Origin of the sequence: Gracilibacillus kekensis (assembly GCF_900143085.1) — a bacterium.
Classification (GTDB): domain Bacteria; phylum Bacillota; class Bacilli; order Bacillales; family Amphibacillaceae; genus Gracilibacillus; species Gracilibacillus kekensis.
In genome coordinates, this window is record NZ_FRCZ01000006.1 from 241,128 (window position 1) to 266,931 (window position 25,804).

At 35.9% G+C, this 25,804-nt stretch carries 23 protein-coding genes and 1 tRNA gene; 19 read left to right on the top strand and 5 right to left on the bottom strand.

The genetic code is table 11. The features are described 5' to 3' along the window. The first annotated feature begins 59 nt into the window (after positions 1–59). From BUC25_RS14900 to BUC25_RS14945, 11 genes are all read left to right on the top strand, one after another. Positions 60–887: a transporter substrate-binding domain-containing protein gene (locus BUC25_RS14900; protein WP_073202683.1), complete on the top strand. Its 828-nt coding sequence runs from the start codon at positions 60–62 to the stop codon at positions 885–887. A 12-nt stretch (positions 888–899) separates the two neighbouring features. Continuing rightward, on the top strand, positions 900–1,571 hold the full coding sequence (locus BUC25_RS14905; RefSeq protein WP_084543482.1) for an amino acid ABC transporter permease: 672 nt from the start codon (positions 900–902) through the stop codon (positions 1,569–1,571). 152 nt (positions 1,572–1,723) lie between these two features. Next, positions 1,724–2,872: an NAD-dependent epimerase/dehydratase family protein gene (locus BUC25_RS14910; RefSeq protein ID WP_073202684.1), complete on the top strand. Its 1,149-nt coding sequence runs from the start codon at positions 1,724–1,726 to the stop codon at positions 2,870–2,872. Positions 2,873–2,938: 66 nt separating this feature from the next. Continuing rightward, a complete protein-coding gene (locus BUC25_RS14915; protein ID WP_073202685.1) occupies positions 2,939–4,090 on the top strand; it encodes a glycosyltransferase family 4 protein in 1,152 nt (383 codons plus the stop codon). 17 nt (positions 4,091–4,107) lie between these two features. Continuing rightward, complete coding sequence (locus BUC25_RS14920) at positions 4,108–4,542, top strand: GtrA family protein (RefSeq protein ID WP_073202686.1); 435 nt, start codon at positions 4,108–4,110, stop codon at positions 4,540–4,542. Between the two features lie 13 nt (positions 4,543–4,555). Then, a complete protein-coding gene (locus BUC25_RS14925) occupies positions 4,556–4,948 on the top strand; it encodes an OsmC family protein (RefSeq protein ID WP_073202687.1) in 393 nt (130 codons plus the stop codon). Between the two features lie 53 nt (positions 4,949–5,001). Continuing rightward, positions 5,002–5,769 (top strand): YfkD family protein, encoded by a 768-nt coding sequence (locus BUC25_RS14930; protein ID WP_073202688.1) that lies wholly within the window; start codon positions 5,002–5,004, stop codon positions 5,767–5,769. 321 nt (positions 5,770–6,090) lie between these two features. After that, the gene (locus BUC25_RS19435; RefSeq protein ID WP_170862712.1) at positions 6,091–6,240 is read left to right on the top strand and encodes an SE1561 family protein; all 150 of its coding nucleotides are present in this window, start codon (positions 6,091–6,093) and stop codon (positions 6,238–6,240) included. A gap of 24 nt (positions 6,241–6,264) precedes the next feature. Continuing rightward, on the top strand, positions 6,265–7,572 hold the full coding sequence (locus tag BUC25_RS14935; RefSeq protein ID WP_073202689.1) for a Na+/H+ antiporter family protein: 1,308 nt from the start codon (positions 6,265–6,267) through the stop codon (positions 7,570–7,572). A gap of 54 nt (positions 7,573–7,626) precedes the next feature. Next, positions 7,627–8,418, top strand: coding sequence for a delta-lactam-biosynthetic de-N-acetylase (gene pdaA, locus BUC25_RS14940; protein ID WP_073202690.1), 792 nt, complete (start codon positions 7,627–7,629; stop codon positions 8,416–8,418). Between the two features lie 237 nt (positions 8,419–8,655). After that, complete coding sequence (locus BUC25_RS14945) at positions 8,656–9,669, top strand: DUF3231 family protein (protein ID WP_073202691.1); 1,014 nt, start codon at positions 8,656–8,658, stop codon at positions 9,667–9,669. Between the two features lie 124 nt (positions 9,670–9,793). Here the strand turns inward: BUC25_RS14945 and BUC25_RS14950 are convergent, their stop codons facing one another. After that, positions 9,794–11,890, bottom strand: coding sequence for an RNA degradosome polyphosphate kinase (locus BUC25_RS14950; protein ID WP_073202692.1), 2,097 nt, complete (start codon positions 11,888–11,890; stop codon positions 9,794–9,796). A 97-nt stretch (positions 11,891–11,987) separates the two neighbouring features. Then, positions 11,988–13,511, bottom strand: a complete 1,524-nt coding sequence (ppx, locus tag BUC25_RS14955) for an exopolyphosphatase (protein WP_073202693.1) — start codon at positions 13,509–13,511, stop codon at positions 11,988–11,990. Positions 13,512–13,594: 83 nt separating this feature from the next. Here ppx and BUC25_RS14960 point away from each other — a divergent pair, with 83 nt between their 5' ends. Further along, entirely contained in the window at positions 13,595–14,467 is an 873-nt protein-coding gene (locus BUC25_RS14960; protein ID WP_073202694.1) for a DNA-3-methyladenine glycosylase family protein, read from the top strand. Here BUC25_RS14960 and BUC25_RS14965 read toward each other — a convergent pair. After that, the gene (locus BUC25_RS14965) at positions 14,464–15,807 is read right to left on the bottom strand and encodes a tetratricopeptide repeat protein (RefSeq protein WP_073202695.1); all 1,344 of its coding nucleotides are present in this window, start codon (positions 15,805–15,807) and stop codon (positions 14,464–14,466) included. The two genes, BUC25_RS14960 and BUC25_RS14965, sit on opposite strands and share 4 nt — an antisense overlap. A gap of 1,271 nt (positions 15,808–17,078) precedes the next feature. Here BUC25_RS14965 and BUC25_RS14975 point away from each other — a divergent pair. The 7 genes from BUC25_RS14975 to BUC25_RS15005 all read left to right on the top strand — a co-directional run bounded on the left by BUC25_RS14975 (position 17,079) and on the right by BUC25_RS15005 (position 23,717). Beyond that, complete coding sequence (locus BUC25_RS14975; RefSeq protein WP_073202697.1) at positions 17,079–19,208, top strand: ATP-dependent Clp protease ATP-binding subunit; 2,130 nt, start codon at positions 17,079–17,081, stop codon at positions 19,206–19,208. Positions 19,209–19,656: 448 nt separating this feature from the next. After that, positions 19,657–20,484, top strand: coding sequence for a dimethylarginine dimethylaminohydrolase family protein (locus BUC25_RS14980; RefSeq protein ID WP_073202698.1), 828 nt, complete (start codon positions 19,657–19,659; stop codon positions 20,482–20,484). Positions 20,485–20,646: 162 nt separating this feature from the next. Then, entirely contained in the window at positions 20,647–21,663 is a 1,017-nt protein-coding gene (locus tag BUC25_RS14985) for a GGDEF domain-containing protein (RefSeq protein WP_073202699.1), read from the top strand. A gap of 51 nt (positions 21,664–21,714) precedes the next feature. Beyond that, positions 21,715–21,912: a PLD nuclease N-terminal domain-containing protein gene (locus tag BUC25_RS14990; protein WP_073202700.1), complete on the top strand. Its 198-nt coding sequence runs from the start codon at positions 21,715–21,717 to the stop codon at positions 21,910–21,912. Further along, positions 21,913–22,821 carry an ABC transporter ATP-binding protein gene (locus BUC25_RS14995; RefSeq protein WP_073202701.1) on the top strand — a complete coding sequence of 303 codons (909 nt, stop codon included), beginning with the start codon at positions 21,913–21,915 and terminating at the stop codon, positions 22,819–22,821. It begins immediately after the preceding gene. After that, positions 22,821–23,597, top strand: a complete 777-nt coding sequence (locus tag BUC25_RS15000) for an ABC transporter permease (protein ID WP_073202702.1) — start codon at positions 22,821–22,823, stop codon at positions 23,595–23,597. Before BUC25_RS14995 ends, BUC25_RS15000 begins: the two co-directional genes overlap by 1 nt. Positions 23,598–23,644: 47 nt before the next feature. Continuing rightward, positions 23,645–23,717: transfer RNA gene (locus tag BUC25_RS15005), tRNA-Ala, on the top strand. Positions 23,718–23,987: 270 nt separating this feature from the next. Here BUC25_RS15005 and BUC25_RS15010 read toward each other — a convergent pair. Both BUC25_RS15010 and BUC25_RS15015 read right to left on the bottom strand, forming a co-directional pair. Further along, positions 23,988–24,389, bottom strand: coding sequence for a VOC family protein (locus tag BUC25_RS15010; RefSeq protein WP_073202703.1), 402 nt, complete (start codon positions 24,387–24,389; stop codon positions 23,988–23,990). 284 nt (positions 24,390–24,673) lie between these two features. Next, positions 24,674–25,717, bottom strand: a complete 1,044-nt coding sequence (locus BUC25_RS15015) for an NAD-dependent epimerase/dehydratase family protein (RefSeq protein WP_073202704.1) — start codon at positions 25,715–25,717, stop codon at positions 24,674–24,676. Positions 25,718–25,804 lie beyond the last annotated feature (87 nt).

Consider the following 25,804-nt stretch of genomic DNA (forward strand, 5'->3'; position numbering starts at 1 on the left):
AAACTGTTATCTTCAATAAAGGAGAATACATATAACAAATGATAAGGGGTGTAGTAATAATGAAGAAAATTCTTGGATTTATGAGTTTTATTATAATGACGTCAATCCTGTTTGCATGTAGTGAAAATAGTGAAAAATGGGATGAAATTCAGGAAAAAGGTACAATAGTAGCTGGAACATCTGGTACTTTAATTGCTGCTTCAACATATGACGATGAAGAAAATTTAACAGGTTATGATGTGGAAGTTATGCGAGAAGTAGCTAAACGTTTAGATTTAGATGTAAAGTTTGAGATTCTTGGTATTGATAGTATGTTACCGGCTATTGAGAGTGGAAGAATTGATGTGGCGGTTAATGACATAGAAGTAACGGATAAGAGAAAAAAACAGTTTGCGTTCTCAGAACCATATAAATACTCTTACACAACAATGGTTGTCAGAAAAGACGATAATTCAGGTATTGAGAGCTTGGAAGATTTAGAAGGGAAACGTGCTGGTGGTGGAGCTACAACAATCTTTAGCCAGATTGCAGAACATTTCGGTGCAGAAGTTGTTACATATGGTAATGCTCCAAATGAAGCTTATCTGAGAGATGTTCATAATGGTAATACAGATGTAATCGTTAATGACTATTTCTTATCAAAATTTGGAGTGGGTGCATTTCCTGATTTCGATATTCATCTGCATCCAGATTTAAAATTCCACCCAACAAAGCAAGCGGTTGTGATGGATAAGGATGCACAAAAGTTGCAACAGGAGATTAATAAAGTAATAGCTGAAATGAGAGAAGATGGTACATTAACAGAGCTTGCAACTCAATTTTATCAGGAAGATGCCTCCCAAAAACCAGAAGAAGATATTGAAGAAATTGAAGGGCTTGACCTATAAGGTGTGATAGATGTGGAAGATTTTTTTGATATTAAATTAGCGATTGAAAACCTCCCGTTGATTCTTAGTGGTTTACCAATGACGATTATCGTCTCTTTAGGGAGTATGGCGTTGGGGTTAGTGCTAGGATTATTTTTATCACTAGCACGTAGCTCTGAGTTAATCGTTCTAAGATATCCTGCGAGAATATATATTTCGTTTATGCGAGGTACCCCCATTTTAGTATTTCTATTTATTTTGTACTATGGGTTGCCTATGATTGAAACCGTAAATTTACAGATGTCTGCATTATCGGCAGCTATTTTAGGCTTTGGATTAAATAGTGCTGCTTACATTGCAGAAGTGATTCGTGCTTCGATTAACAGTGTACCAAAAGGACAATGGGAGTCAGCAAAAGCACTAGGCTTAGGCTATTGGAGCTCACTAATGAAAATTATTCTGCCACAAGGTGCTCGTATTGCGATGCCACCTTTGACGAATGTTTTCTTGGACTTAGTGAAAGCCACATCGCTTGCTGCAGTTATTACAGTTCCCGAACTATTTCAGAAAGCCCAAATAGCTGGTGGTAGAAGCTTTGATTCGTTAACAATGTATATATTAGTAGCTCTCATTTATTGGCCATTGTGTATTATAATATCTATTATTCAAGAACGATTAGAAAAAAGGTTCAGTAAATATATGTGATCAAAAAAAGTAACAAGCATTGAGCTTGTTACTTTTTTTGTATTAAAATTGTGTAAATATTCTTTAAACTTTGTTTTATATTTTGTATTCATGATACCATTTTAATAATATGAATATAGAGTATGCATTCTATTAAAAAGGTGGGGTTTTTAATGAGAATAATTGTAGCGGGTGGAGATGGTTTCTGCGGGTGGCCAACAGCTCTTTATTTATCGGAAAAAGGACATGATGTATCGATTATTGATAATGGTGTTAGACGAAAGATAGATAATGAACTTCATTCCAATTCACTAACACCTATTGCTTCCTTAGAGGAAAGAGTAGCAAAATGGGAAGAATTAACGGGTAAACATATCACAGTATACGATGGTGATCTTGTACATTACGATTTTCTAAAGGAAATATTAAGAAAAGAAAAACCGGATGCATTTGTTCATTTTGCTGAACAAAGATCTGCACCTTATTCGATGATTGATAGGGAACATGCTGTATATACGCAAGAAAACAATGTAACGGGAACATTAAATGTTTTATTTGGAATCAAAGAAGTGGTTCCAGACTGTCATTTAATTAAACTAGGGACACTAGGAGAATACGGTACTCCGAACATTCCAATCGAAGAAGGATATATTGAAATCAAGCATAAAGGTCGAAAAGATACACTACCTTTTCCAAAACAACCAGGGTCTTTTTATCATTTGTCCAAAGTACATGATAGCCATAATATCATGTTTGCTTGTAAGATTTGGGGTATACGTGCGACAGATCTTAATCAAGGTATTGTATACGGCCTTGAAACAGAAGAAACACAACTGGATCCAGTATTAACCAATCGTTTAGACTATGATGGTGTTTTTGGAACTGCTTTAAACCGCTTTATTATTCAATCAACCGTCGGTTATGACTTAACGGTATATGGTAAAGGAGGACAAACAAGAGGCTTTTTAAATATTAAAGATACCGTGAGATGTATAGAAATAGCTGCTGAAAATCCTGCCGATTTCGGAGAGTTTCGGGTGTTTAATCAATTTACAGAACAATTTTCTGTTGCAGACTTAGCTGAAAAAGTACAAAACGTTGCTAAAGAAGAAGGCTTTGAAACTAAGATAGCTAATTTAGAAAATCCAAGAGTGGAGCTGGAGGAGCACTTCTATCAAGCTGAAAATACAAAGTTAAAAGATTTAGGACTTGAACCACACTTATTAACGGAAGATGTAATAAGAGATGTCTTAAGAACTGTAATTAAGCATAAGGATCGGGTAATCGAGAAGAATATTTTACCAAGTGTGAAGTGGAAATAGATTTGATTAATGATAGCAAGAAAGGGGAAGTATATTAGAAAAAGATCTTGATAGGATGAGGCGACAATGAAAATACTAATCATCACGGAAACGTTTTTGCCATCCACAGATGGTGTTGTCACTCGATTAACGAATAGTATACGCTATTTTTTGCAAGCTGGTCATCAGGTGAAGGTTGTTGCACCTGATTTAGGCGTGGATCAGTACAAGGGGGCGGAAGTGATTGGGTTGCCAGCCCGTAAATTGTTTTTTTATCGCTCCAAACCCTTTGCACTTCCCAATAGAAAAGTGAAAGCGATTATGAAAGAATACCAGCCCGATATTGTCCATGTTGTCAATCCAGGATTTGTTGGTGCTTCGGGTGTCCATTACGCCAAAAAATTACACTTTCCTTTAATCGCTTCGTATCACACGCAAGTACCTAAATATTTAGACTACTATCATTTATCTATGTTCAAAGGGTTATTGTGGTGGTATTTTCGGAAACTACATAATAAAGCAGAGCTTAATTTGTGCACGTCACATATAGTAAAAGAAGAATTAGATAACCAACGATTTAAGAATGTACAAGTTTGGAAACGTGGAGTTGATACAATTCTATTTGATCCAAATAAATCGAATCCAGAAATGCGAAGAAAATTATCCAATGGTAAGGTATCAAAAAAACTACTATTATATGTAGGGAGATTAGCGGCAGAGAAGGAAATTGAGAAGATTCGAGCTGTTATCGAAAAATCCGATCAGTTTGTACTAGCTATTGTTGGAGATGGTCCACATCGAACAACACTTGAAAACTACTTTAAAGGAACGGATACCGTATTTACCGGATTTATGCATGGGGAAGAACTAGCAGAGGCTTATGCTTCTTCTGATGTTTTTGTATTTCCATCAACAACGGAAACGCTTGGATTAGTTTTAATGGAGGCGATGGCTTCTGGGCTGCCAATCGTTGCTGCCAGGAGTGGACCCACGAAAGAACAAATTCGAGACGAAGTAAATGGTTTACTCTATAAGCCGGAAAGTATGGAAAACTTTATTGAAACTGTCCTGCGTTTCGAAGATGAGACTTTAAGAAGGCGTTTGGCAAAAGCGGCATGGCAAGAGGTTCAACAAATGGGATGGGAAGAACAATCAAAACAAGCATTAGATTTTTACAGACAAGTTGCAGGATTGCAAGCTGGTGAGGTTAGTAAAACTATGGAGAATTCAAAAGATTAAGGATTAGAAGGAGACATATGAAAAAGCATCCAAAGAAAAGTGGACGTTTTCAATTTTTTCAATTTAGTATGATCGGTGCCAGTAATGCCATAATAGATATTGGGGCATTAAATATATTGTTGTTATTGTTTCATACAGAAAATCGTGTTATTTTACTAGTGTTTAATACAATTGCCTACTCTCTAGCAATACTAAACAGTTATATCTGGAATGCTTCGATTACGTTCAAAAGAACTTCCGAAGGCAATGCCTATCAACGTTTCTCTTTTATCGTACAAGCTATCGTCAGTTTAGTCATTAGTAATGGTGTATTTATCGGGGCACATACACTTTTTATGGCGATGGATATGCCTTCATGGTGGAATTATAATCTAGCAAAATTGTTAGCAATGGTACTTTCATCATTAGCAAGCTTTTTTATGGTTAAGTTCTTTGTGTTTAGAGATTATTAAAGGAGGAATTTTAATGGATTTTTATCTTTCTGAAGGTGGCGTTCGAACACAATTACCGTTTGGTGAACTAGATATCTCAGGAAATGAAGAGCATGGTTATCGACCATTTCAACTTATGGTATCGTCAGTTGCCGGCTGTAGTGCATCTGTTTTTCGAAAAATTTTAGATAAGAAAAAAATTGCAATTGATGATTTAAAAATATCAGCAGAGGTAGAAAGAGCTCCAGATGAAGCAAATAAGATCACAGATATTCAACTGCATTTTGTTGTTAAAGGAGTAGGATTAAAGAAAGAACAATTGGAAAAAAGCATTGAGATTGCAAGAAAGAATTGTTCCATGATTAGGACGATAGAGGATAGTGTCACAATTACAGAAACCTTAGAGGTTATCAATTTAAGTAATTAATACGCATATTTTTCGCTCCAATTGTAACACTAAGCAAAAAAGGAGCGAAATATATGGAGAAACTAGGTCTTTCTGTCATCCTGTCTCTAATGATGTTAATGATTCCGCTAATTGCTTACTCTAAAGAAGAAATTCCAGATCAGGTAACATCTATCGAGAAAGAAAATACGTACACTCAAATGTCAGAAGAGGATGCAACAATCGAACCAAGTGATGAAGTGAAGGAATTGTTAGAGGATGCGAAAATTGATATAGATAATCCAGTGCTCATAAAATTATTAAATGAATCAACAATAAAGCCATCCCCATTTGCTTTTGGTTACAGGGCAAATGTGTATTTAGGACACTGGCCATTATCGTATCAGTCGGAATCGTCTGAAGTAAATTGGGATTTTCAAATGGTAAATGTAAATGAAATTAATAATGTGAATGGTGAAAAAAAGGAAGATCTTTTTTACTATCAAATAGAGGAAAAGCATGTAAAAGGCGCTTTAACTGCTAAAGCAGAGCAATCAGATCAAATTAATCAAATGATTTTGCAACAAGCGAGAGCTCAACATGATTTACCTCTTACTTTTCATGCGGTAGTCGGAAAAGAAACCAAATCAAGCAAAACTTACTCCGTTCCTGAGTCGAAAATAGGTAAGCTAAAAGCCTATCTTCCTGCTGTAAAGGATACCGGTCAGATGACGCTTGGCGAAGTATATCTAGAATTAAAAGGTTCGAATAAGAAGATAGTGATTAAAAACGTTACCAAGCAAGAAATAGGTGCCTACATCCCAGTCGCCAACCACCTCACCTTCACCTTCGAAACAAAATAACCCAAAAGCATGCAATCTTACCAGACTGCATGCTTTTTTACTTTTGCTAAATTTTTTTGTTGTTCACAGCATAATGCCTTCTCTTGACGGGATATCCTCTCCGCTTCACGGGATAATTGGTGTTCTTCACTGGATAATATGACTTATCCCGTGAAGACAATAACATATCCCGTCTACAGCACTACTTATCCCGTGAAGAAAGTGTACTTTTTGTCGAAAGTCTGTAATTGAGATTGAAAAAATTCTAGACAAGTATGTGAATTTCTATTAGCATGAGTAAGGGATAAAGAGAGGTTCTTATTTAAGAAAAGGAGCGAAATTATGAGTAACGAAGAAAAAATTAAACAACTAAGATTACAGTTAAAACATTTCCTTAAACAGCTTGATCAGATGGATCCTGAACAAACATCCATAGAAGATGTTGATCAATTGATTGAAATGATCGAAAAAATGGAAAAGGAACTAGGATAACCATTAAAGGGAGAGAATAGAAATATGGAATGGATTGTTATTGTATCAGTAATTGTTATGCTTGCACTTAGTTTATTAAAAGTCCATGTCATTTTTGCTATCATCATTGCAGCGATTGTGGCAGGTATGATGGCAGGTATGAATCTTCAAGATGCAATCGAAATGTTGATTGAAGGTATGGGTGGACAGGCTACGACCGCATTAAGTTATATTTTGTTAGGAGTATTTGCCGCTATGATAAGTTATACCGGTATTACTTCAATTTTAGTACGTGGATTAATCAAAGTATTAACAGGAAAAAAAACGATGCTTGTATTGGTAATAGCAGGTATCGCTTCACTATCACAAAACGTAGTTCCTGTGCATATCGCATTTATTCCGATTTTGATACCGCCATTATTAAAATTATTTGATCAAATGAAATTGGATAGACGTGCAGTTGCGACAGCCCTAACATTTGGACTGAAAGCCCCATATGTCATGATTCCAGCAGGATTTGGACTGCTCTTTCATCAAACCATTCAAGAGGGCATGAGTAATAATGGTGTGACGCTTACGATAAAGGAGATAGCACTCTCTTTATTATTACCGGGTCTTGGAATGGTTGTTGGTTTATTAATTGCAGTGTTTTTCACTTATAGAAAAAATCGTGAAGCAAAGCAATACGTATCTGTAGATAGTATATTAGTAGACCATGAAAAGGATAAAATCACTTTTAATTCGTCACATGTTTTCACTATAATTGCCATTATAGCAGCTTTAATTGCTCAAATTTTAACGGGAAGTTTAGTTATCGGTGCCTTAACAGGTGTAATCTTAATGGTATTATTCTTTGCCGTACCACTGCGTGAAGGTGATGCTTTTGTTCAGCAAGGTGTAGGAATGATGGGAACAATTGCTTTCGTTATGCTTGTCGCCTCTGGTTTTGGAAATATTCTTAAAGAAACAGGTGCCGTTGATGCCTTAGTCGAATCATCATCAAGTATGTTAGCAGGAAACCAAGCGATTATTTCACTTATATTGTTAGTGGTAGGTCTGGTTATTACATTAGGTATAGGTTCTTCTTTTGGAACAATTCCTATCATAGCAGCTCTTTATGTACCAATCTGTGTAGCGGCCGGTTTTTCGCCAATGGCAATTGCCGTATTGATTGGAACAGCAGGTGCGTTAGGTGATGCAGGTTCACCGGCGAGTGACAGTACATTAGGTCCTACCTCTGGGTTAAGTGCTGACGGCAAACATCATCACATTTGGGATACCTGTGTACCAACCTTTTTACACTTTAATATTCCATTGTTTATATTTGGATGGATTGCCAGCATTCTTTTATAGACGAAGTGGATATGATCATCCTTTTGTTCAATAATAATTAAAAAAGGTGATCACATGAAAAAACTTAGTTTAATGTTTATGATTCTGTTAATAGTAGCACCAATCGACCTCAGTGCAGCAAGTTACGGCTGGGGTTATAAAAAGGGAACAAATAATCAACAGCCTGAGGTAGGTAAATACCAGCAAATATTAGAAAAATACAACAGTTACTATCTAGATCCATCAGGAGATAAACATGTATATCTCACATTTGATAATGGCTATGAAGCAGGGTTTACGGAGCAGATATTGAATGTATTAAAAGAGAAAGAAGCGCCAGCCACATTTTTTCTCACGGGTCATTATGTCGAAGATCAACCTGAATTAGTTAAACGAATGATTGCTGATGGTCATATTATTGGTAATCATTCAGATGGACATCGTGACTTTACTTCGATCTCCAAAGAAGCTTTCACTAAAGATGTGACAGAACTGACCACAAAGATAGAAAAACTCGATGACAAGGTGGATGTACAATATATTCGCCCTCCAAAAGGGACATTTAATGAAACCTCTCTGGCATGGGCCAATGAGTTAGGTTACACACATATCTTTTGGTCATTGGCATTTGTTGATTGGAATGAAGGATCAGAAAAAGGTTGGAAACATGCCTATCAACAAGTGATGGACCAGATGCATCCTGGAGCAATAGTGCTGATGCATACTGTTTCGAAAGATAACGCGGATGCCTTAGCGTATTTAATCGATGATCTCAGAGAACAAGGCTATCAATTTAAAAGTTTAGATGATCTGATGTTAAAACAGCTGTTACCAAAAGAGATAATTGGCTACAATAAGGAAAAATAAAAAAGAAATTTCAACATAAAAATCCAAACGACTTCGAAATCGTTTGGATTTTTCTAATTCTAGAATTCTTTTTGTCTCAGTTGTTCAATTCTAATGAAAATGACTACACCATTTTGTTAAGTGGCTCACTTCACTGAAAGGCTTAAATTCCCTTTTTTCTTATCACCACGAATAATTCATCAATTCTTAGGATAAGTTAATCATATTAGTTTAGATTCCCTAAAAAGGAGGAATAGAATGAAACTCGATGGAAAAGTAATTCGATTAACTTCGGCGGAGATAACTCAATTATGGAATACTTACATGAATGATAGCGGCACTATTTGTCATTTAGAACACGAATTAAATCATGTTGAAGATGAACAAATAAAGCCGATTCTTCAACACGCATTAGCTATATCAAAATCACATATAAAAAAAATAACAGAACTATTCAATGCAGAAGGATATCCTGTCCCACATGGCTTCAAATTAGATGAAGATGTGAATGTAACAGCCCCTAAATTATTCTCTGACGTATATACTTTGATCGCAGCTAATTATTTAGGAAAAATGGGATTGAACGCTTATAGTATGGCATTACCTGTTGTTCACAGATCAGATGTTTATGCTTTTTTTAGCGACTGCCTACGTGAATCAGTTGAAATTATTAGGAAGTCCAATGAGCTATTGTTGTCAAAGGGGTTATATATCAAGTCACCGTATCTTCCCACTCCTGAAAACTTCGATTTTGTGAAAGATAAAAGCTTTCTAGCAGGTTACTTTGGAGAGAAAAGACCATTAATAGGTGCTGAAATTACAAACCTTTACACCAATTTCCAAAGAAATGCTTTAGGATCTGCCACTATGATGGGGTATAGTCAAGTTGCAAATAACAGTGATGTAACAGAATTTATTCTAAAAGGTAAAGAAATAGCACAAAAGCATTGCGAAATATTTGAGTCTTATTTAAATGAAAATGATCTTCCCAGTCCTGTGAGATGGGATACAGAAGTAACAGATTCAACCGCATACACGTTTTCTGATAGAAAAATGATGTTTTATTCTACTACTTTAACTGCCATCAGTATTGGTTATTACGGAGCCAGTATATCTATGAGCCCTAGAAGAGATATCGGAATTATGTACAGCAGGCTAGTAGCGGAAATCTTAAAATATGCGGATGATGGGGCAAAATTAATGATTAAGCATGGGTGGTTAGAAGAGCCGCCAAGGGCACTTGATCGTGATGAATTAGCAAAGAAAAAATAAGGTTGTTATTTATGTGCTAGTGATATATGAAAAATAAGAGATCAAATCATATACGATTTGATCTGCTAACTATAATTCGTATTTTTCTCAATAAAAACGGAATTACAGAAAATTTTATGGCTGCTTATTCTTCATCTTCTAAAACGTTATATGCCATATCAAACAAGGTAAGCTGACTGTTCCACAATGTGCCAGAGGTTTGATGTCTAACATGTGTATAACTGCCGTCTTGTGCTTGAATTCGCATTTTAGCAGTATCTCTTAATGTTATTTCTAAAATAGAAAGAATTCTTGATTTAATTCTTCCTTCAAAAATGGGGAACATTAACTCCACGCGCTTAACCATATTACGCGTCATCAAGTCAGCAGAAGATAAAAATATTTTTTCTTCTCCATTATAATGAAAATAATAAATGCGAGTATGTTCCAAAAATCGGCCAACAATGCTCCTGACATTAATATTATCACTAATACCTGAAATACCAGGACGTAAACAACAAATGCCACGTACTACCAGGTCCACCTTAATACCTGCTTGTGAAGCCTCGTAGAACTTCTTAATCACTAATTTATCTGTTAACGAGTTCATTTTTGCAATGATCCGACCATTTCCATATCGTTTGTGAAATGTAATCTCACTTTCAATATAAGTAATTATATCATTTCGAATATTAAAAGGAGCCATCGATAAATGATGAAAAGTCGGCTTTTCAGTATAGCCACTTAAATAGTTGAAAAAGTTGGTAGCATCGACCCCGAATTTTCGTTTCGTTGTCAGATAGGACATATCTGTGTAGAATTTGGCGGTCTGATCATTGTAATTACCTGTACCAAGGTGTACAATTCGCTCAATTCCACTCACTGTTTTTCGGACCACAAGGGTGATTTTGCTATGCGTTTTTAACGAAATCATCCCATAAATAACGTGACAACCCGCTTTTTCTAACTCTTTTGCCCATTGCACATTATTTTCCTCATCAAATCTTGCCTTTAGCTCGACCAAAACCGTCACTTGCTTGCCATTTTCTGCTGCACGTTTTAAACCTTCAATTATCGGTGAGCCACCACTAACACGATACAACGTTTGTTTAATAGCTAAAACATTAGGGTCATCAGCTGCATCACGGATCAAATCGACTACCGGTTCAAAGGATTCGTACGGATGATGCAGGAATAAATCCCGCTTTCTAACAGCCTCAAAAACATTTTCATCCTCATGAATATCTTGAGGAGGCTGTGGAATTAAGGTTTCGTAAATCAAGTTTTCATTATCTTTTTTAATATGATTATAAAAATCATCTAAAAAGGTGAGATCTAAGGGGCCATTAATAACGTATAAATCTTTTCTGTGGATTTCCAGAACATTTAACAGAAATTCCGTCATTTCTGTATTATTTTCACGCGCATCTACTTCCAAGCGGACGGCAGCTCCCCATTTTCTTTTCTTTAATTCCTTCTCAATTTCCTTTAAAAGATCCCGCGCCCCTTCCTCATGAATAGTCATATCTGCGTTACGAGTAATTCGAAAAGTCGTACTCGATAAAACATGATACCCTTTAAAGAATTTATGAATAAAATAGCGAATTAAATCTTCTAATAAAACATAATGGCTTGATTCACCAATTTGAATGAAACGATCTAATAGTGCTGGAACTTGTACGATTGCAGTTTTTACTTGTTCATGGTCAAAATCATATATATCTTCTAATTGCACAGCTAGATTTAAAGACTTATTTAAAAGCATAGGAAAAGCGCGATAGGCATCAATAGCCATAGGAGTTAATACAGGGAAAATATCTTCATCAAAATAATGTTCCAGTCGATTTATTTGCGAGACATTTAAATCTTCCATATTCAAAATTCGTATATTTTCTTTGGTTAGAAGTGGTAAAACACTTTTATATAAATCATATTGTTGTTCGACTAGCTCATGATTGAAGTTAGATATTCTGGATAGTTGTTGTTTTGGGGTTAAGCCTGATTTATTATCAGGGCGATTAAAACCAGCCTTGACTTGGTCTTTTAAACCAGCTACACGCACCATGAAAAACTCATCAAGGTTGGAAGAGAAAATGGCAAGAAATCGCAATCTTTCTAACAATGGATTTGTATGATCATCCGCTTCTTCTAAAACGCGTTTATTAAAAGAGAGCCAACTAAGCTCTCTATTATTATAAAATGTAGGAGAATCTAAATTTTTTTGTTGTTTAACGGTGGACATCAATCATCATCCTTTTTAGACAATATCTATCATCTATCATAACGTTTTATTAACGTTCTTTTGTTAAGATAATGTAAAAAATACGTAAAGTTAAACTTTACAATTTGAAATCCAATTCAATTTCTTTCTTTATTGCTTTTTCAACATGCTTCTTTTGTTTTTCTGATTGATATTCTTCTGGCGTGGCATCTCCTTCACAATGTAGAGTAAGGTATAGCTTATTATTCTTGTGCGAGCAGGTTATGTCCTTTATGACTTGTCTCTTTGTGGCATCTAAACAGTAACTGAATTTCAGTAATGCTCCTAAGTGTCGTAATCGTTTGCGTTCATCTTTTAAAAACCACGATTTATAAGGTTTAATAAATTGTTTAAAAACTGTTTTATTTTTGTATGAGGCAATTAAAGCTAGTCTGAGACGGTCCTTATGCATTAATCCATCAATTGTCCGGTTGGCCAACAAATAAAAGGTATGTTGCGCACTTGATTCGGCATCAATATATTCACCGAGATTACACAAATAACTTGCTCTTTTTAATAAATTCCAATCCTTTTTATCTAAGTGAATGAGCCCGTTTTCCTTCAAACAATCAAATAGCTTTCTGGTCAAATATTGAACATGAAGGATTTGTTTAGGTTCCAAGTTATAATCATTAATTAATTCTTGGATACTATCCTCTAACACATTAGGAAAAAGGATAGAACCGGTCTCCTTTGATAATTGCTCATAAAAGACGCCGTCTCTTAACCCTTTTCGACTTAAGATAAAACTATCTGCTTGTGTAATTTGATATAGACTGTGAAAGACTTCTATTGCGGGTATAATAATGTCTGCGCGATCTTTCGATAATCCTTCGACCTTTGATAGCTTTTCTGGCTTTAATGATGTTAAATAATTGCTAACATTTTTTATGTCAGTGTCATACATTTTGTATTGATGCAGGCCGGCTAAGGGGTATTCTTTTAAGTTTTGGTCGATTTGGACAAGGTTTCGTGCACTACCACCGATTGCAATCAATGGCACCTCTTTGTCAGATAACCATGGTAAGGTTTTAAAATGTTTTGTTAAATAGATTCGCAGTTTCTGTAATTCATCATCTGTTGGTATTTCTTTGGTGAAGAATTCTTTTAGTGTTAGCGCACCAAAAGGAAAGCTGTGAGCATGTTGTAATTCACGATCCTTAAAATAGGTCACCTCTGTACTTCCACCACCGATATCGACTGTAATGCCAGTCGATATCGACGTAGAGTTGACGACAGCAAGATATCCATAATACGCTTCTTCCTGGTCGGAGAGAATACGCATCGTCATTCCAGTTTCTTTTTCTGCCTGTATTACGATTTCCTCTTTGTTAGTTGCTTGTCTGATTGTTGCAGTAGCTACACAAACAACTTCCTGTAAGGGATATATTTCTAACACATCCTGAAAACTTTTTAATGTTGTGACGAGACGTTCGATTCCTGCTTTATTCAAGTGATTATCTTCATCTAGAAAGGTTCGTAGTCTGGCAACAGCTTTTACGTTCTCCACTTCTTTAAGTCTGCCGCCCTGTTCCCGTAGATAGATTACTAAACGCATCGTGTTGGAGCCAATGTCTATAATGGCATAATATTGTTTTTTCATCGAATCACCCTATACGTTGTGAATTTTTTCCCATTATATCATAATAGAGTGAAAACTCTGAATTCTGGAAGGAGTCTTAAAAAATGTGGGAAGTGAAAAAAAAGTTACATATTCCGTATGACTTTGATTATTTATTGTTTAGATTAGATATGGATGATTTAAACTACGTAAATATGGAAGAGCGACTCGTATTCGTTCCATTACGAATGGATGATGAAAAGCATATCGTCAAAGTTACTGCAATAGGAACAACGGAAAATCCGGAATTTAAAGTAGAAGGGCACGACATCAACCGAAAACGTTATTTGCTAAACAGGATCGCAGACATTTTTGCGTGGGATCAAGATCTTATCAAAGTGAAAGCCTTTTTTGCTGAAACAGAATTAGCACAATTATTTAATAACTACCCTGCCACACCATTGATTCGAGAATTTGATCCATTTAGTAATTTAGTGAAAACAATTATACACCAACAATTAAATATGGCTTTCGCCCAAGTATTAACAGCTCGTTTTGTTACCACTTACGGAGAAAAACTGGAAGATGTCTGGTTTTATCCAACACCTGAAACAGTAGCGAATATTCCCTATCATGAACTACAAGATATGCAGTTTAGTAAACGAAAAGCAGAATATGTGATTGATACAGCGAATAAAATTGTCGCTAATGAGCTGGATTTAGCGTCTTTTGATCAAAAAACAGATCAGGAAGTGATGAATGAATTAACAGAGATACGTGGAATAGGTGCATGGACTGCACAAAATTGGTTAATGTTCTCCTTAGGCAGACACGATTTATTTCCATCTAGTGATATAGGGATTCAAAATGCCCTCAAGCTCTATTTAGGTCTTGATAAGAAACCGACTGTAATAGAGCTCGAGGAATGGAACAAAGCTTGGAAACCTTATCGTTCTTGCGCTGCCATGACGCTATGGCGGAGTATTGAAGAACCTTAAGACGGAATATTCACCATTAATTGTTTATAGGTATTTGCTTGCGTTTTATCCCCTTTGGCTAAATAACTTTTGTATAAATAGTTTATTGGTGCTGGGTTGTTGGGTGATAATTCCATTTCCCATTCAAAGCAAGCAATCGCTTGATCATATTGTTCTAAATCATAATAGATTTCCCCTAAAGCAAACTGTTGATCAGGATTGTCTGTAAGTTGTTCCATCTTCTTTAGTTTGTGAATAATCGGTAGTTCTGTGTGCGGTATTGCTTCCATAATATCGGGTAATGATAGATGATGTAGTAATTTTCGAATCGTAATATGCAATAATTTCTCCAATTGGCCGGTGTCATTCTTATAAGTCTCCGTTAATGATTTTAATAAAAGTTGATAATTTTCAATTAAATCTTCAGAGGAAATATTCTCTAGTGCCTCTTCAAGTATCTTTAAATCAATATTAGCCTGACGATGATTGAGATAATGGATTAACAGTTGTTTGCATCCATTAAGTTCTACCAGCTTATTTATCATTTCTTTGGATTCTGGTTGTTTCTCTAATAAAAGTGCCCATAACTTTGCTTGGTCTTTTTTAGATAATCGTTTTTGTGAAAGTTCATGGATGTTGGATACAGCGTCCAACTCGGAAGATTTTAATACATATAAACTGAGCTGATCAAATTCTCGGTTTTCTACATGATATTGTTGCAAAAGTGGTTTTATGATCGATTCAGGAAAATTCTGATCAAAAAAGACGGCTTCTAAGTAGAGAGGATCAGACCATTTTTCGGTAATTTGATCGATCTTTTGATATCGATCTTTATACTTCTGGAAGTCAAAATGGTGGAGCATGTCACGAGCAAATGTGTCATTTGGTCTAACTTGGAGAAAGTTAATTAAAATGCGAAATGCTTTAAGAAGTTGGCCATTCCGGCGATATTGATAAAATGTTTTTTTGCATAAAGCCTGAATTTTCTTTTGATCGAGGAAGTTATCAAACATAGCAAGCACATAGAGCATTTCTGTATCATTAAATTTATCTTGTAATTTAGTGACCATATGATTATTGGTAGAAAGACTATAACTTTTTTCCTCAGAGAGTAACGCTTTTGTTAATGGGTGATCTGAAGTAAATGTGTAACCATGGATGAGGGCTCGATGTAAAAAAGATTGCAGGCGTATAGAGGTAGTTTTTTTTGCATTGATAAAACTTTTTTTGTAAAAGATAATGGTATAACATTGGTTTTGTTTGCTGAGAGCTTCGATGATTTTTGCTTGTTTATAAATGGTCATTTGCTGTACGTGAAGGGTCAACGTTTTTTTATTATTGGTTAATTGGATCGTTGTCATAGTAGAACAACTCCTTTTACTTGCGGATTACTTCTATTGTAGCATAGTTAAAAATTGCGTTAAAGCATGGGCAGAGAAATTCACTAGCTAAAATTATGGGCCACCATATAAATGTAAATTATTTGTAATGTTTTGTCCCAAAAGTCAATCATTCCAGATTTCCTGTGGTATGATGTGAGAAAAGCGGATTAGGGGGATCTATGTGCTAAAAGAAATTTTATGGATGGTCATTTTAGCCCTTGCAATTGTATTGATTCCATTCGGTGTTGTTATTTGAAAATATGGCAATTATAAAATAGAATTCATCTTCAAGTAGAGCCTGTATTATTGCGCAATATACGGATAGTAAGCAATAATTGGGGTGGTAATATTGAGATGAAGTTTGTGCTTAAAATCGCTCCGGCTTGCCCACTTCCCTTTCCAGGGGGCGCGTCTAGAGCTAACTTTGTAAAGAAGATCACTTTACAAAGTGGATCTTCAGATCGCGCTGATCGCCCAGGAGTCGAAGTGGACGCCTACGCTAATTTGATATTCTACAACGCTAGTATGAGATAACATTAGGTCCTGTCCGCAATGTGAAAAAAATATTTTTATAACAGATCAAAATGCGACCTGTCAAAATAGTTGTAGAAAAATTATAAGTGAAGGCCGCTCACTGCTTAGAAAACACTACGAATGCTTAATTTGGTAGATGTTGCACTTGTGTGCAGACTTCTCCTTTTGTCCGATATATTCTTTTATCGGACACTTGGACAGGTGCGCGCTTCTCCTTTTGGACGATATATTCTTTTATCGGACACTTGGGCAGGTGCGCACTTCTCTTTTTGGGCGATATATTCGTTTATCGGACACTTGGAGAGGTGCGTGCTTCTCCTTTTGGGCGATATATTCTTTTATCGGACACTTGGGGGAGGTGCGCACATCTCCTTTTAGACGATATATACTTTTAATAAACTATTTCGGTTAGTTCACAGTAATTTAGTTAAATGGGGATATCCCATGGTAAAAGGAAAGTGGGCAGCCGGAGCGGGTGCTACCTAGTTAATACAGTTTCAAAGTTACCATCCGTTATCGCGTATTATCCTCCTAAATAGCAATCCAAACGATTCAAGGTCTATTTCGAATCGTTTGGATTTTTTGTCGCCCTTTTTTAATTTTTCAAGCAAAGTACTTGAAAGTCAAAAAAGGTCAGACTATAATGGGAAATAAGATGAAAGGTCAAATATAGTCAAAGTCAAATTGGCCTTTTAAAATTGAAGGAGGAATGACAAATGAAATGTCAACAATGTGGAATTCGTCAAGCGTCTATTAATGTAAACCTTCGATTCAATGATCAAACAGACTCTTTACATGTTTGTAGTACATGCTTTCAAGATATAAAAAATCAAATGAAACAACCATCAGGTGATATGTTTAATGGTCAGGGATTTGAAGGTTTCTTCTCAGGAGAAGAAAGTGGTCCGAATCAAGCACAAGCAAAAACGTTTAATTCAAAAAAAGGTAAAGGTAATGGCCTTTTAGACCAATTAGGTAAAAACCTTTCCGATGCTGCAAGAGCAGGATTAGTTGACCCAGTAATTGGACGAGATAAAGAAGTAAAACGAGTAATGGAGACATTAAATCGTCGTAATAAAAACAATCCAGTCTTAATCGGGGAACCAGGTGTCGGTAAAACAGCAATAGCTGAAGGGCTTGCGTTAAAAGTCGTAGAAGGAAATGTCCCATCTAAGTTACTCAATAAAGAAATCTATATCTTAGATGTGGCATCACTTGTAGCAAATACTGGTGTTCGTGGTCAATTTGAAGAACGAATGAAACAACTGGTAGCAGAACTGCAAGAACGTCAAAATGTGATTCTCTTTGTTGATGAAATTCACTTACTAGTTGGTGCAGGTACTGCAGAGGGGTCCCAGATGGATGCCGGAAATATTCTGAAACCAGCTCTTGCCCGTGGTGAACTTCAGCTTATCGGTGCGACTACATTAAAAGAATATCGTCAAATTGAAAAAGATGCTGCATTAGAACGTCGTTTCCAACCGATTATGGTCAAGGAACCATCCCTTGAGGAAGCAGAGCAAATTTTACAAGGTTTAAAAGAACGATATGAAAAATACCATAAAGTAACGTATTCAGATGAAGTACTACATGCAGCAGTAGGATTATCCAAACGTTATATTCAAGATCGTTTCTTACCTGACAAGGCAATCGATTTAATGGATGAAGCTGGTGCCCGTCTGAATTTAGAGGTGAGTGAAACAGATCACGATTCCTTACAAAAACGTTTAGATGAAATTGCTAAAGAAAAGATGGAAGCAGCTGAAAAAGAAGATTATGAACGAGCTGCCAATCTGCGCCATCAGGAAATTAAGTTAGAAAAGAAATTAGAGGAAACAAATGAGGCACCAAAAGCGGAGGTAACTGTAGAAGATATTCAATTGATTATTGAAGAGAAAACAGGTATCCCTGTTAGAAAGATTCAGTCTGACGAGCAATCGAAGATGAAACATTTAGCTGTTAATCTAGGACAAAAAGTAATTGGTCAGCAAGTAGCAGTAGATAAAGTAGCAAAAGCAGTCCGTCGTAGTCGTGCTGGATTAAAATCAAAATACCGTCCAATTGGTTCATTCCTATTTGTTGGCCCAACAGGTGTTGGTAAAACGGAATTAACCAAAGCATTAGCAGAAGAACTGTTTGGCACAAAAGAATCGATGATACGTCTTGATATGAGTGAGTATATGGAAAAACACACCGTATCTAAAATTATCGGTTCACCACCAGGTTATGTTGGGCATGAAGAAGCAGGTCAATTAACTGAAAAAGTTCGTCATAACCCGTACAGCTTGATTTTATTAGATGAAATTGAAAAAGCCCATCCAGATGTGCAGCATATGTTCCTGCAAATTATGGAGGATGGTCAATTAACAGACAGTCATGGCAGAACGGTAAGCTTTAAGGACAGTGTGATTATCATGACAAGCAATGCCGGTACTGGAATAAAAAATATAACGGTAGGGTTTAACAGTGACAATAATGAAGCTGTGTCCACATTAGAAAACTTAAGTGATTATTTTAAACCAGAATTCTTGAATCGATTCGATGCGATCATTCCATTTAACGAATTAGAACAAGAGGACTTGATAAAAATCGTTGATCTAATGGTTGCTGAACTTTCCGAGCAGTTAAGAGAATCAGATCTAGAAATAACAGTGAGTGAGGATGCAAAGAAATACCTTGCCGATAAAGGTTATGATCCGCGATTTGGTGCACGTCCTTTACGTCGCGTAATTCAAGACAAAATCGAGGATGGTATTACAGACCTTGTTTTAGAAGAAGAAAATTTAAGCAGAGTAAAAATTGTACTAGAAAACGAAGATATCGTCGTGCAGAAAAGCACTAGCTGATTGAGCTAGTGTTTTTCTAGTTTACATAATCGGAGAGTGGCCGTAAAAAGTGGAAAAGTGTCCATAAAAGTACCGAAAGTGGCCATAAAAGTGTCAATAGTGGCCATAAAACATCTTAAAGTGGCCATAAAATAAAAAGCACGGTTGACTGTTTATCGAACGAATCAACCGTGCTTATATAAGATATTGCTTTATCATATGACAAGTATGTCTTTTTGATTACTGGAACATTAATTTAAATGTTAAAATGACACAAGTGAAAAAATTTGGATTTTTCCTATGTCTCCGATTCAATGGAATACCTCCTAAATCGTTTTTTAAGATAGCTTTAGATTAACATCAATAGAAAAAGGGTAAAACTAAGCTGTAAGAATATGTTACACACTTTTTTTTCAAAAAGAATTTATTGACAAGAGATTGGTATAATAAATCTAAAAGGGGGACTAAAATGATTTATCAACAAAATGAATATGACAGCCTAAAGAAAGTTATTGTGTGTCCGCCAACATATATGGAAATAAAAAAAGTGATTAATGAAACACAAAAGTTTTATGAGAATGACAATATTGATATTAAAATTGCGACAAAGCAGCATCAGCATTTTGTAGATACACTCAAAAAACATGAAGTCGAAGTTATCGAATTGTTTACAGATCCAAAATTAAACGAACAAGTCTTTACAAGAGATATTGGTTTTACTATTGGGGATACGCTGTATACCGCTGAAATGGGACGAAATATCCGTAAGCCTGAAATTGATGTACTAACTCAAGTACTAGATCAACAGGCTATTACATATCAAGCTCTAAAAACTCGTTCAATTGAGGGAGGAGATGTAATTGTTGCGGAAGATAAGGTGTGGGTAGGAAATAGTCAACGAACCACCAGCAGAGCAATATCTGCATTACAACAGCACCTTCCTAACAAAGATGTGGTGGAGGTTCCCATACGCGAAGATATTCTTCATTTAGACTGTGCCTTCAATTTGGTGAGTGATGAGGTTGGTTTAATCTATAGCCCGGCTTTTAAAAAAGAAGATGCTGAAAAACTTCATGAGCGTTACGATTTAATTGAAGTAGCGGACCGTGAGCAGTTTACATTAGGAACCAATGTATTTTCTATAGGCGATAAAAAAGTTATTTCACTGCCAGAAAACAAAAAAACCAATCGTCATCTATCCCAAAAAGGCTTTAAAGTGATCGAAGTAGAATTTTCAGAAATTATTAAATCTGGAGGTTCATTTAGGTGTTGCACCTTACCGATTGAAAGAAACTAAAGTGGAAGAAGCGTAATTAAGTCAAAACGATATCGAAGTCTCTTCGAATCGTTTTGATTTTTTTAATTACAAAATATTTCTGAAATACTCTATTAGGTGGCTCTTTGTTGTTTTGATATAATAATATTAGTAATGATCATTTCACAACAGAGGGGACTTAACATGAATCGATATGAAACACTCAAACGTCATATGTATTTATTTATCTTACCTGTTATTACAATTGCGAGTGTTATAGGACTCATTTTTTCATCACGTTCCAATCCCTTTAACATATGGATGTTAAGTGTATTTGTGGTGGTTTTTTCTCTCTCATTTCTTTTACTATTTTTCCCTAATACATTAAAAATAGTGGAATACTTAAACCTTTCTGTTGTAACCATCCTTCATATTATTAAATTTCATTCTATTATTACACTGGATATGATCGTCAAAGGTTACTCACATACCGGTAGCTCTACTTATTGGACGCCACTCATTTTAGTATTTATCTTTATTGCTTTACCAAGAAAAATAGGTATTTATTATGCATTGGTTTTATGGTCGATTATGGTATATATTGGATTCGACTATTGGTCATCGATCTCAGATAAAGGTACAGAAAGACTACTCCAATATTATCTGTCCATTTTAGTTTATATTATTCTTATCTATTTTGTTCGCCGGGTTATCACCTACTATGCTGAAAAAGAAATGATAGAAAAATTAGCTTATTTTGATCCCTTAACTGGAGTAGCTAACAGACGAAAAGTTTATTTATGGTTAGATGAAAGCATTCAAAAGAAAAAGGATTTTTATGTTGTATTATTTGATATAGACCATTTCAAAGCTGTGAATGATACGTATGGTCATCCGACTGGAGATGAAGTACTGAAAAAGATCACCGAAATTACGGCCTCTCAGTTAGGTGAAGATGACATAATTGGCAGGTGGGGAGGTGAAGAATTCATAATAGTTACACGAAGAGAAAAAGGAGCTCATTCATTAGTTGAACAAATTCGAAAGAAAATAGCGAATTTTGAGTTTGACGATATCCCCAATATAACTGCTAGCTTTGGTATTGCCAAGTATCAGAATCAATCAACAGAATTATTGCTGGAACAAGCGGACAACGCTCTCTATCAAGCAAAAAGTAATGGGAGAAACAGAGTAGAAACATATCAAAATATAAAATATTGAAACTATTTACTTTGGTAAACGTAAACATACTATATGAGGAGGTGAGAGAAGATGGGTGAAATTTTAAATTCGCTACCAATTGTTGCTCCGCTTATTTTGGTTCAATTTTTGTTAATGATTATTGCACTTATATCCTTAATTAAAGCAGAACAGACGAATGGACCGAAAGCTATGTGGGCAGTGATTGTAATTTTTATTGGATTTATCGGACCTATTTTATTTTTTATTATCGGAAGGAGGCAATACTAAATGGCAGTTATTGAGGTCCAAAATTTAATAAAAGCATTCAAAGGTGATCAAGTTGTCAAGGGTTTAAATTTCACTCTTGAAAAAGGGAAATGTGTTGCCTTGCTCGGACCAAATGGGGCGGGCAAAACAACTACTTTAAGGATGCTTTCAGGGCTTTTGAAGCCGACAGATGGTTCGATTCATTTTGAAGGTGCCACAAAAGGTGAAGATATTCGACAGTATATAGGTTACCTGCCGCAATATCCCATTTTTCATCCGTGGATGACTGGCAAGGAATTTCTGGTGTATGTTGGTCAACTAGCCCATTTATCAAAAAAAGATGCAATAGAGAAAGCAGACCAATTACTCGAGAAAGTGGCTATATTTGAAGCAAGAAATCAGCGTATTGGAAAATACTCAGGCGGTATGAAGCAACGATTAGGGATTGCACAGGCCATGATTCATAGCCCGCAGCTGTTAATGTTAGATGAACCTGTTTCCTCGTTAGACCCACTTGGAAGGCGAGAAGTATTAACCTTAATGGAAGAGTTAAAACAACAAACCACGATTCTCTTTTCTACACATATATTAGGAGATGCTGAAGAAATTAGTGATGATTTGTTAGTAATGCATCATGGAGAAATTGTAGAAGCAGGCTCAATTGAATCTCTAAGACATAAGCATCAGACAGCTAAATTCGAGTTAGCATTCCAAGGAGATACTACTACATATCAAGAAAGACTGAAGCAATTGGAATGCATTCAGGAAACCTTTTTAGAAAAAGGGGAAATCCATGTCATTGTTGAGGATATCGAAACAGCCAGAAGGGAAATTTTAAAAGAAGCGATTGCAACGGATTGGCCACTTGTTAAATTCGAATTAAGTAGAACGACGTTAGAGGATCTTTTTATGAAAGTGGTGAAAAACTAATGCAATGGATCACAATATTTAAAAAGGAAATACTAGAAGATTGGCGAAATTATAAGTGGATTTGGGTGCCTCTTGTCTTTATCGTTATTTGTATTATGGATCCGATATCGACGTATTACTTACCACAAATATTGGAATCAGTAGGAGGAATGCCTGAAGGAACGGTGCTAGAGCCTCCGGAAGTAGTTCCATCTCAAGCAATTATGATGAGTTTAACTGAACTGAGTATGCTCGGAGTACTCGTAATTGTGGCCATTTCAATGTCAGTTATTGCTGGCGAGAGGAAGAGCGGTGTAGCAGAACTTATTTTAGTGAAACCAGTTAGTTATTTCACCTACATATCCGCTAAATGGGCGGAAAAATTGTTATTAGTTTTCACTTCCTATTTGATCGGTATGTTAGCAAGCTGGTATTATGTCGATTTGTTATTCGGTCAGATAACAGCAGGGCAATTTTTTAGTTTATTCTTTTTCTATTTGATTTGGCTAATTTTCGTTATTAGCTTAACTATTTTTTATAATACAATTGTGAAAGTACCTGGACTTGTTTTAACATTGACTGTTGTCACAATTATGGCAATGTCGGCAATCAATCAAATATTTTCTTATCGGATGCCATGGTTTCCTAATAGTATTAGTGGACATATAACAAAAATGTTAATGGAAAATTCTGTTCCAAACGCCCTGTGGGGAGCAGTTTCTATTACAATTATTCTATCTGTTGGATTATTGATTGCTTCCAATTTTATTCTCAAGACAAAAGAAATGGCAGATTAAGAGTTCGTGCATTTGAACTCTTTTTCTACTATAATAGATACATATAAGGGGCATTAGCTCAGCTGGGAGAGCATCGTGCTGGCAGCGCGAGGGTCAGCGGTTCGAGCCCGCTATGCTCCATTAATGCAAAAGACCGTTCCGAAAGGATCGGTCTTTTGCATTTAACAGTAGTAGGGATTGAACCCCTGGAATATTCATCCCACGGACAGGAAGCGATTGAATCTGCATCTAATAGGAAGTCTCATTGAGGGAAGGACAATTAGATGTATCCCTCTTTGATACAACTGGAAGCGAAAGCGACACCACAATATTGTAATGTCGCTTTCGCTATATGCGCATGGTGGTCGATCTCCATGGGCTAGTATATATTCCGCTATTGGAGATTGGTGATTAATCGCAATTTATTTTCCAAGGAACGCCAAATCGATCGACTAATATACCATAACCTGTGGACCAAAAGGTTTCTTCAAACGGCAAAAGCACTTCTCCACCATCAGATAATGAATCGAAAACCTTTTTTGCAGTTAGTTGCTCAGGGAAATTTAATATAACAAAAACACCTTGAGGCTTCTTATAGTTTCCATGTAATGTATCTGCTCCAGCAAGGATAAAATCATTAATTTGAAGTGAAGCGTGTATGATTCGATTATGTGAATCTGGATCTACCTCTTTTACCATAGGGGAATCCCTATACTTTAACATCGTGACTATCTTTCCACCGAAGATTCGTTGATATTCAAGAAACGCTTCTTCACACTTACCATCAAAACTTATGTAGGGGGTTATTCTCATAGGAATACTAGGCCTCCTCGTCTATAAAACATAGTAGTTAATTAAAAATCTTTAGTTTTCAGGAATTTCCTGAAAATCAATATTGGATATATTAGTAAATTTATGGTTTTTTTTCAATTATAACTAAGGTGGTCTTTATTATCAACTTTTGATAGATTTAGCATCGTGCTGGCAGCGCGAGGGTCAGCGGTTCGATCCTGCTATGCTCCATCAAAAAACCGTAACCGAAGATGGCTGCGGTTTTTTGATGATGAATTTTGAAAATGTATAAAGCCAAAGTAAAACTATGATGATTGTTTCTCTGGCTGTGGTGAAATGGGTACGGTGAGCAGTTCACTTCGATGTTCCTTATACCAATTAACTGAGTCATGAAGTGTAACATGGAGTGGGCGAAAAGTAATGGCTAATTCATGGATTGCTTTAGCATTGCTGCACACTCTGCCTTCACTCACTTCATGGACACCATTTACTGAGATAGACATTTCTTTTTTTGTGATAGCTGCCATCCTGTCAATCAGCCATGCAAGGGTAAAGGCAACGGGTTTAGGGATCGTGAGCTTAGGAGAAGGGATTCCTGATGCTTTTTCTAAATGCTTGGATAATTCTCTTAAGTGGAAATGGTTACCTGTAACAAGGAAGCGATCCGTCTGCTTCACTTTGGTAACTGCTGATACTATTGCATCTGCAACATCTCTTACATCAACGATATCGATGCTGCCGTTCACATTACCGGGTATTTGTTTATTGAGATAATCAAGAATATATCTTCCACCGGTTGTTGGGCCTGCATCGACTGGTCCCATCATCCAACCAGGTAGGAAAGTAATGACAGGTATGGAATGTTGCTTACTAAAGTCTGTAATAAGCCTGTCACCGATAATTTTACTTTTTGCATAAAGTGTTTTTGCATGTTCCAGTTTCTTTACATCCAATTCAGTGCTTGGTTTATTATCTTTTCTTTTTTGAATCGTATTATTACTACTAGTATGAAAAATGCGCTGAATGTTATATTTTTTGGCATATTCAAAAAGCTTGAGCGTATTCGTTATATTAATCCTTTCTAATTCTTCCCAATGAGAGCCATATAAGAAGGATTCCCTGAAATATGCTGCCGTGTGAAAAAGAAGCTCACAATCCCTAAGTTCATCTGCAAAGGCGTCCACATTGGCCATATCTCCCTGTACAAATATGGCGTCAGTTGAGCCCAATATTTCCTTTGCTTTCGAGATGGAGCGCACCAGCGTTTTTACCTCATAGCCTTCCTTTAACAATTTCTTTACTAAATGATTTCCTAAGAAACCAGTCCCACCTGTTACGAATACTTTCATCATTATCACTCCTTATTTATAAACTATATATAATATATATTTAGTTTATAAATAAGTCAACTGTTTTTTAGATTGACTTTCATAAAG

Excerpts from the sequence above, each read along its gene's own strand:
- BUC25_RS15015 (WP_073202704.1), bottom strand. The coding sequence starts at position 25,717 with ATGAAAGTATTCGTAACAGGTGGGACTGGTTTCTTAGGAAATCATTTA.
- BUC25_RS14975 (WP_073202697.1), top strand. The coding sequence starts at position 17,079 with ATGAAATGTCAACAATGTGGAATTCGTCAAGCGTCTATTAATGTAAAC.
- BUC25_RS14965 (WP_073202695.1), bottom strand. The coding sequence starts at position 15,807 with ATGACAACGATCCAATTAACCAATAATAAAAAAACGTTGACCCTTCAC.
- BUC25_RS15000 (WP_073202702.1), top strand. The coding sequence starts at position 22,821 with ATGCAATGGATCACAATATTTAAAAAGGAAATACTAGAAGATTGGCGA.
- pdaA (WP_073202690.1), top strand. The coding sequence starts at position 7,627 with ATGAAAAAACTTAGTTTAATGTTTATGATTCTGTTAATAGTAGCACCA.
- BUC25_RS15010 (WP_073202703.1), bottom strand. The coding sequence starts at position 24,389 with ATGAGAATAACCCCCTACATAAGTTTTGATGGTAAGTGTGAAGAAGCG.
- BUC25_RS14900 (WP_073202683.1), top strand. The coding sequence starts at position 60 with ATGAAGAAAATTCTTGGATTTATGAGTTTTATTATAATGACGTCAATC.
- BUC25_RS14980 (WP_073202698.1), top strand. The coding sequence starts at position 19,657 with ATGATTTATCAACAAAATGAATATGACAGCCTAAAGAAAGTTATTGTG.
- BUC25_RS14990 (WP_073202700.1), top strand. The coding sequence starts at position 21,715 with ATGGGTGAAATTTTAAATTCGCTACCAATTGTTGCTCCGCTTATTTTG.
- BUC25_RS14920 (WP_073202686.1), top strand. The coding sequence starts at position 4,108 with ATGAAAAAGCATCCAAAGAAAAGTGGACGTTTTCAATTTTTTCAATTT.
- ppx (WP_073202693.1), bottom strand. The coding sequence starts at position 13,511 with ATGAAAAAACAATATTATGCCATTATAGACATTGGCTCCAACACGATG.
- BUC25_RS14995 (WP_073202701.1), top strand. The coding sequence starts at position 21,913 with ATGGCAGTTATTGAGGTCCAAAATTTAATAAAAGCATTCAAAGGTGAT.
- BUC25_RS14925 (WP_073202687.1), top strand. The coding sequence starts at position 4,556 with ATGGATTTTTATCTTTCTGAAGGTGGCGTTCGAACACAATTACCGTTT.
- BUC25_RS14930 (WP_073202688.1), top strand. The coding sequence starts at position 5,002 with ATGGAGAAACTAGGTCTTTCTGTCATCCTGTCTCTAATGATGTTAATG.
- BUC25_RS14915 (WP_073202685.1), top strand. The coding sequence starts at position 2,939 with ATGAAAATACTAATCATCACGGAAACGTTTTTGCCATCCACAGATGGT.
- BUC25_RS14910 (WP_073202684.1), top strand. The coding sequence starts at position 1,724 with ATGAGAATAATTGTAGCGGGTGGAGATGGTTTCTGCGGGTGGCCAACA.
- BUC25_RS14985 (WP_073202699.1), top strand. The coding sequence starts at position 20,647 with ATGAATCGATATGAAACACTCAAACGTCATATGTATTTATTTATCTTA.
- BUC25_RS19435 (WP_170862712.1), top strand. The coding sequence starts at position 6,091 with ATGAGTAACGAAGAAAAAATTAAACAACTAAGATTACAGTTAAAACAT.
- BUC25_RS14960 (WP_073202694.1), top strand. The coding sequence starts at position 13,595 with ATGTGGGAAGTGAAAAAAAAGTTACATATTCCGTATGACTTTGATTAT.
- BUC25_RS14935 (WP_073202689.1), top strand. The coding sequence starts at position 6,265 with ATGGAATGGATTGTTATTGTATCAGTAATTGTTATGCTTGCACTTAGT.
- BUC25_RS14950 (WP_073202692.1), bottom strand. The coding sequence starts at position 11,890 with ATGTCCACCGTTAAACAACAAAAAAATTTAGATTCTCCTACATTTTAT.
- BUC25_RS14945 (WP_073202691.1), top strand. The coding sequence starts at position 8,656 with ATGAAACTCGATGGAAAAGTAATTCGATTAACTTCGGCGGAGATAACT.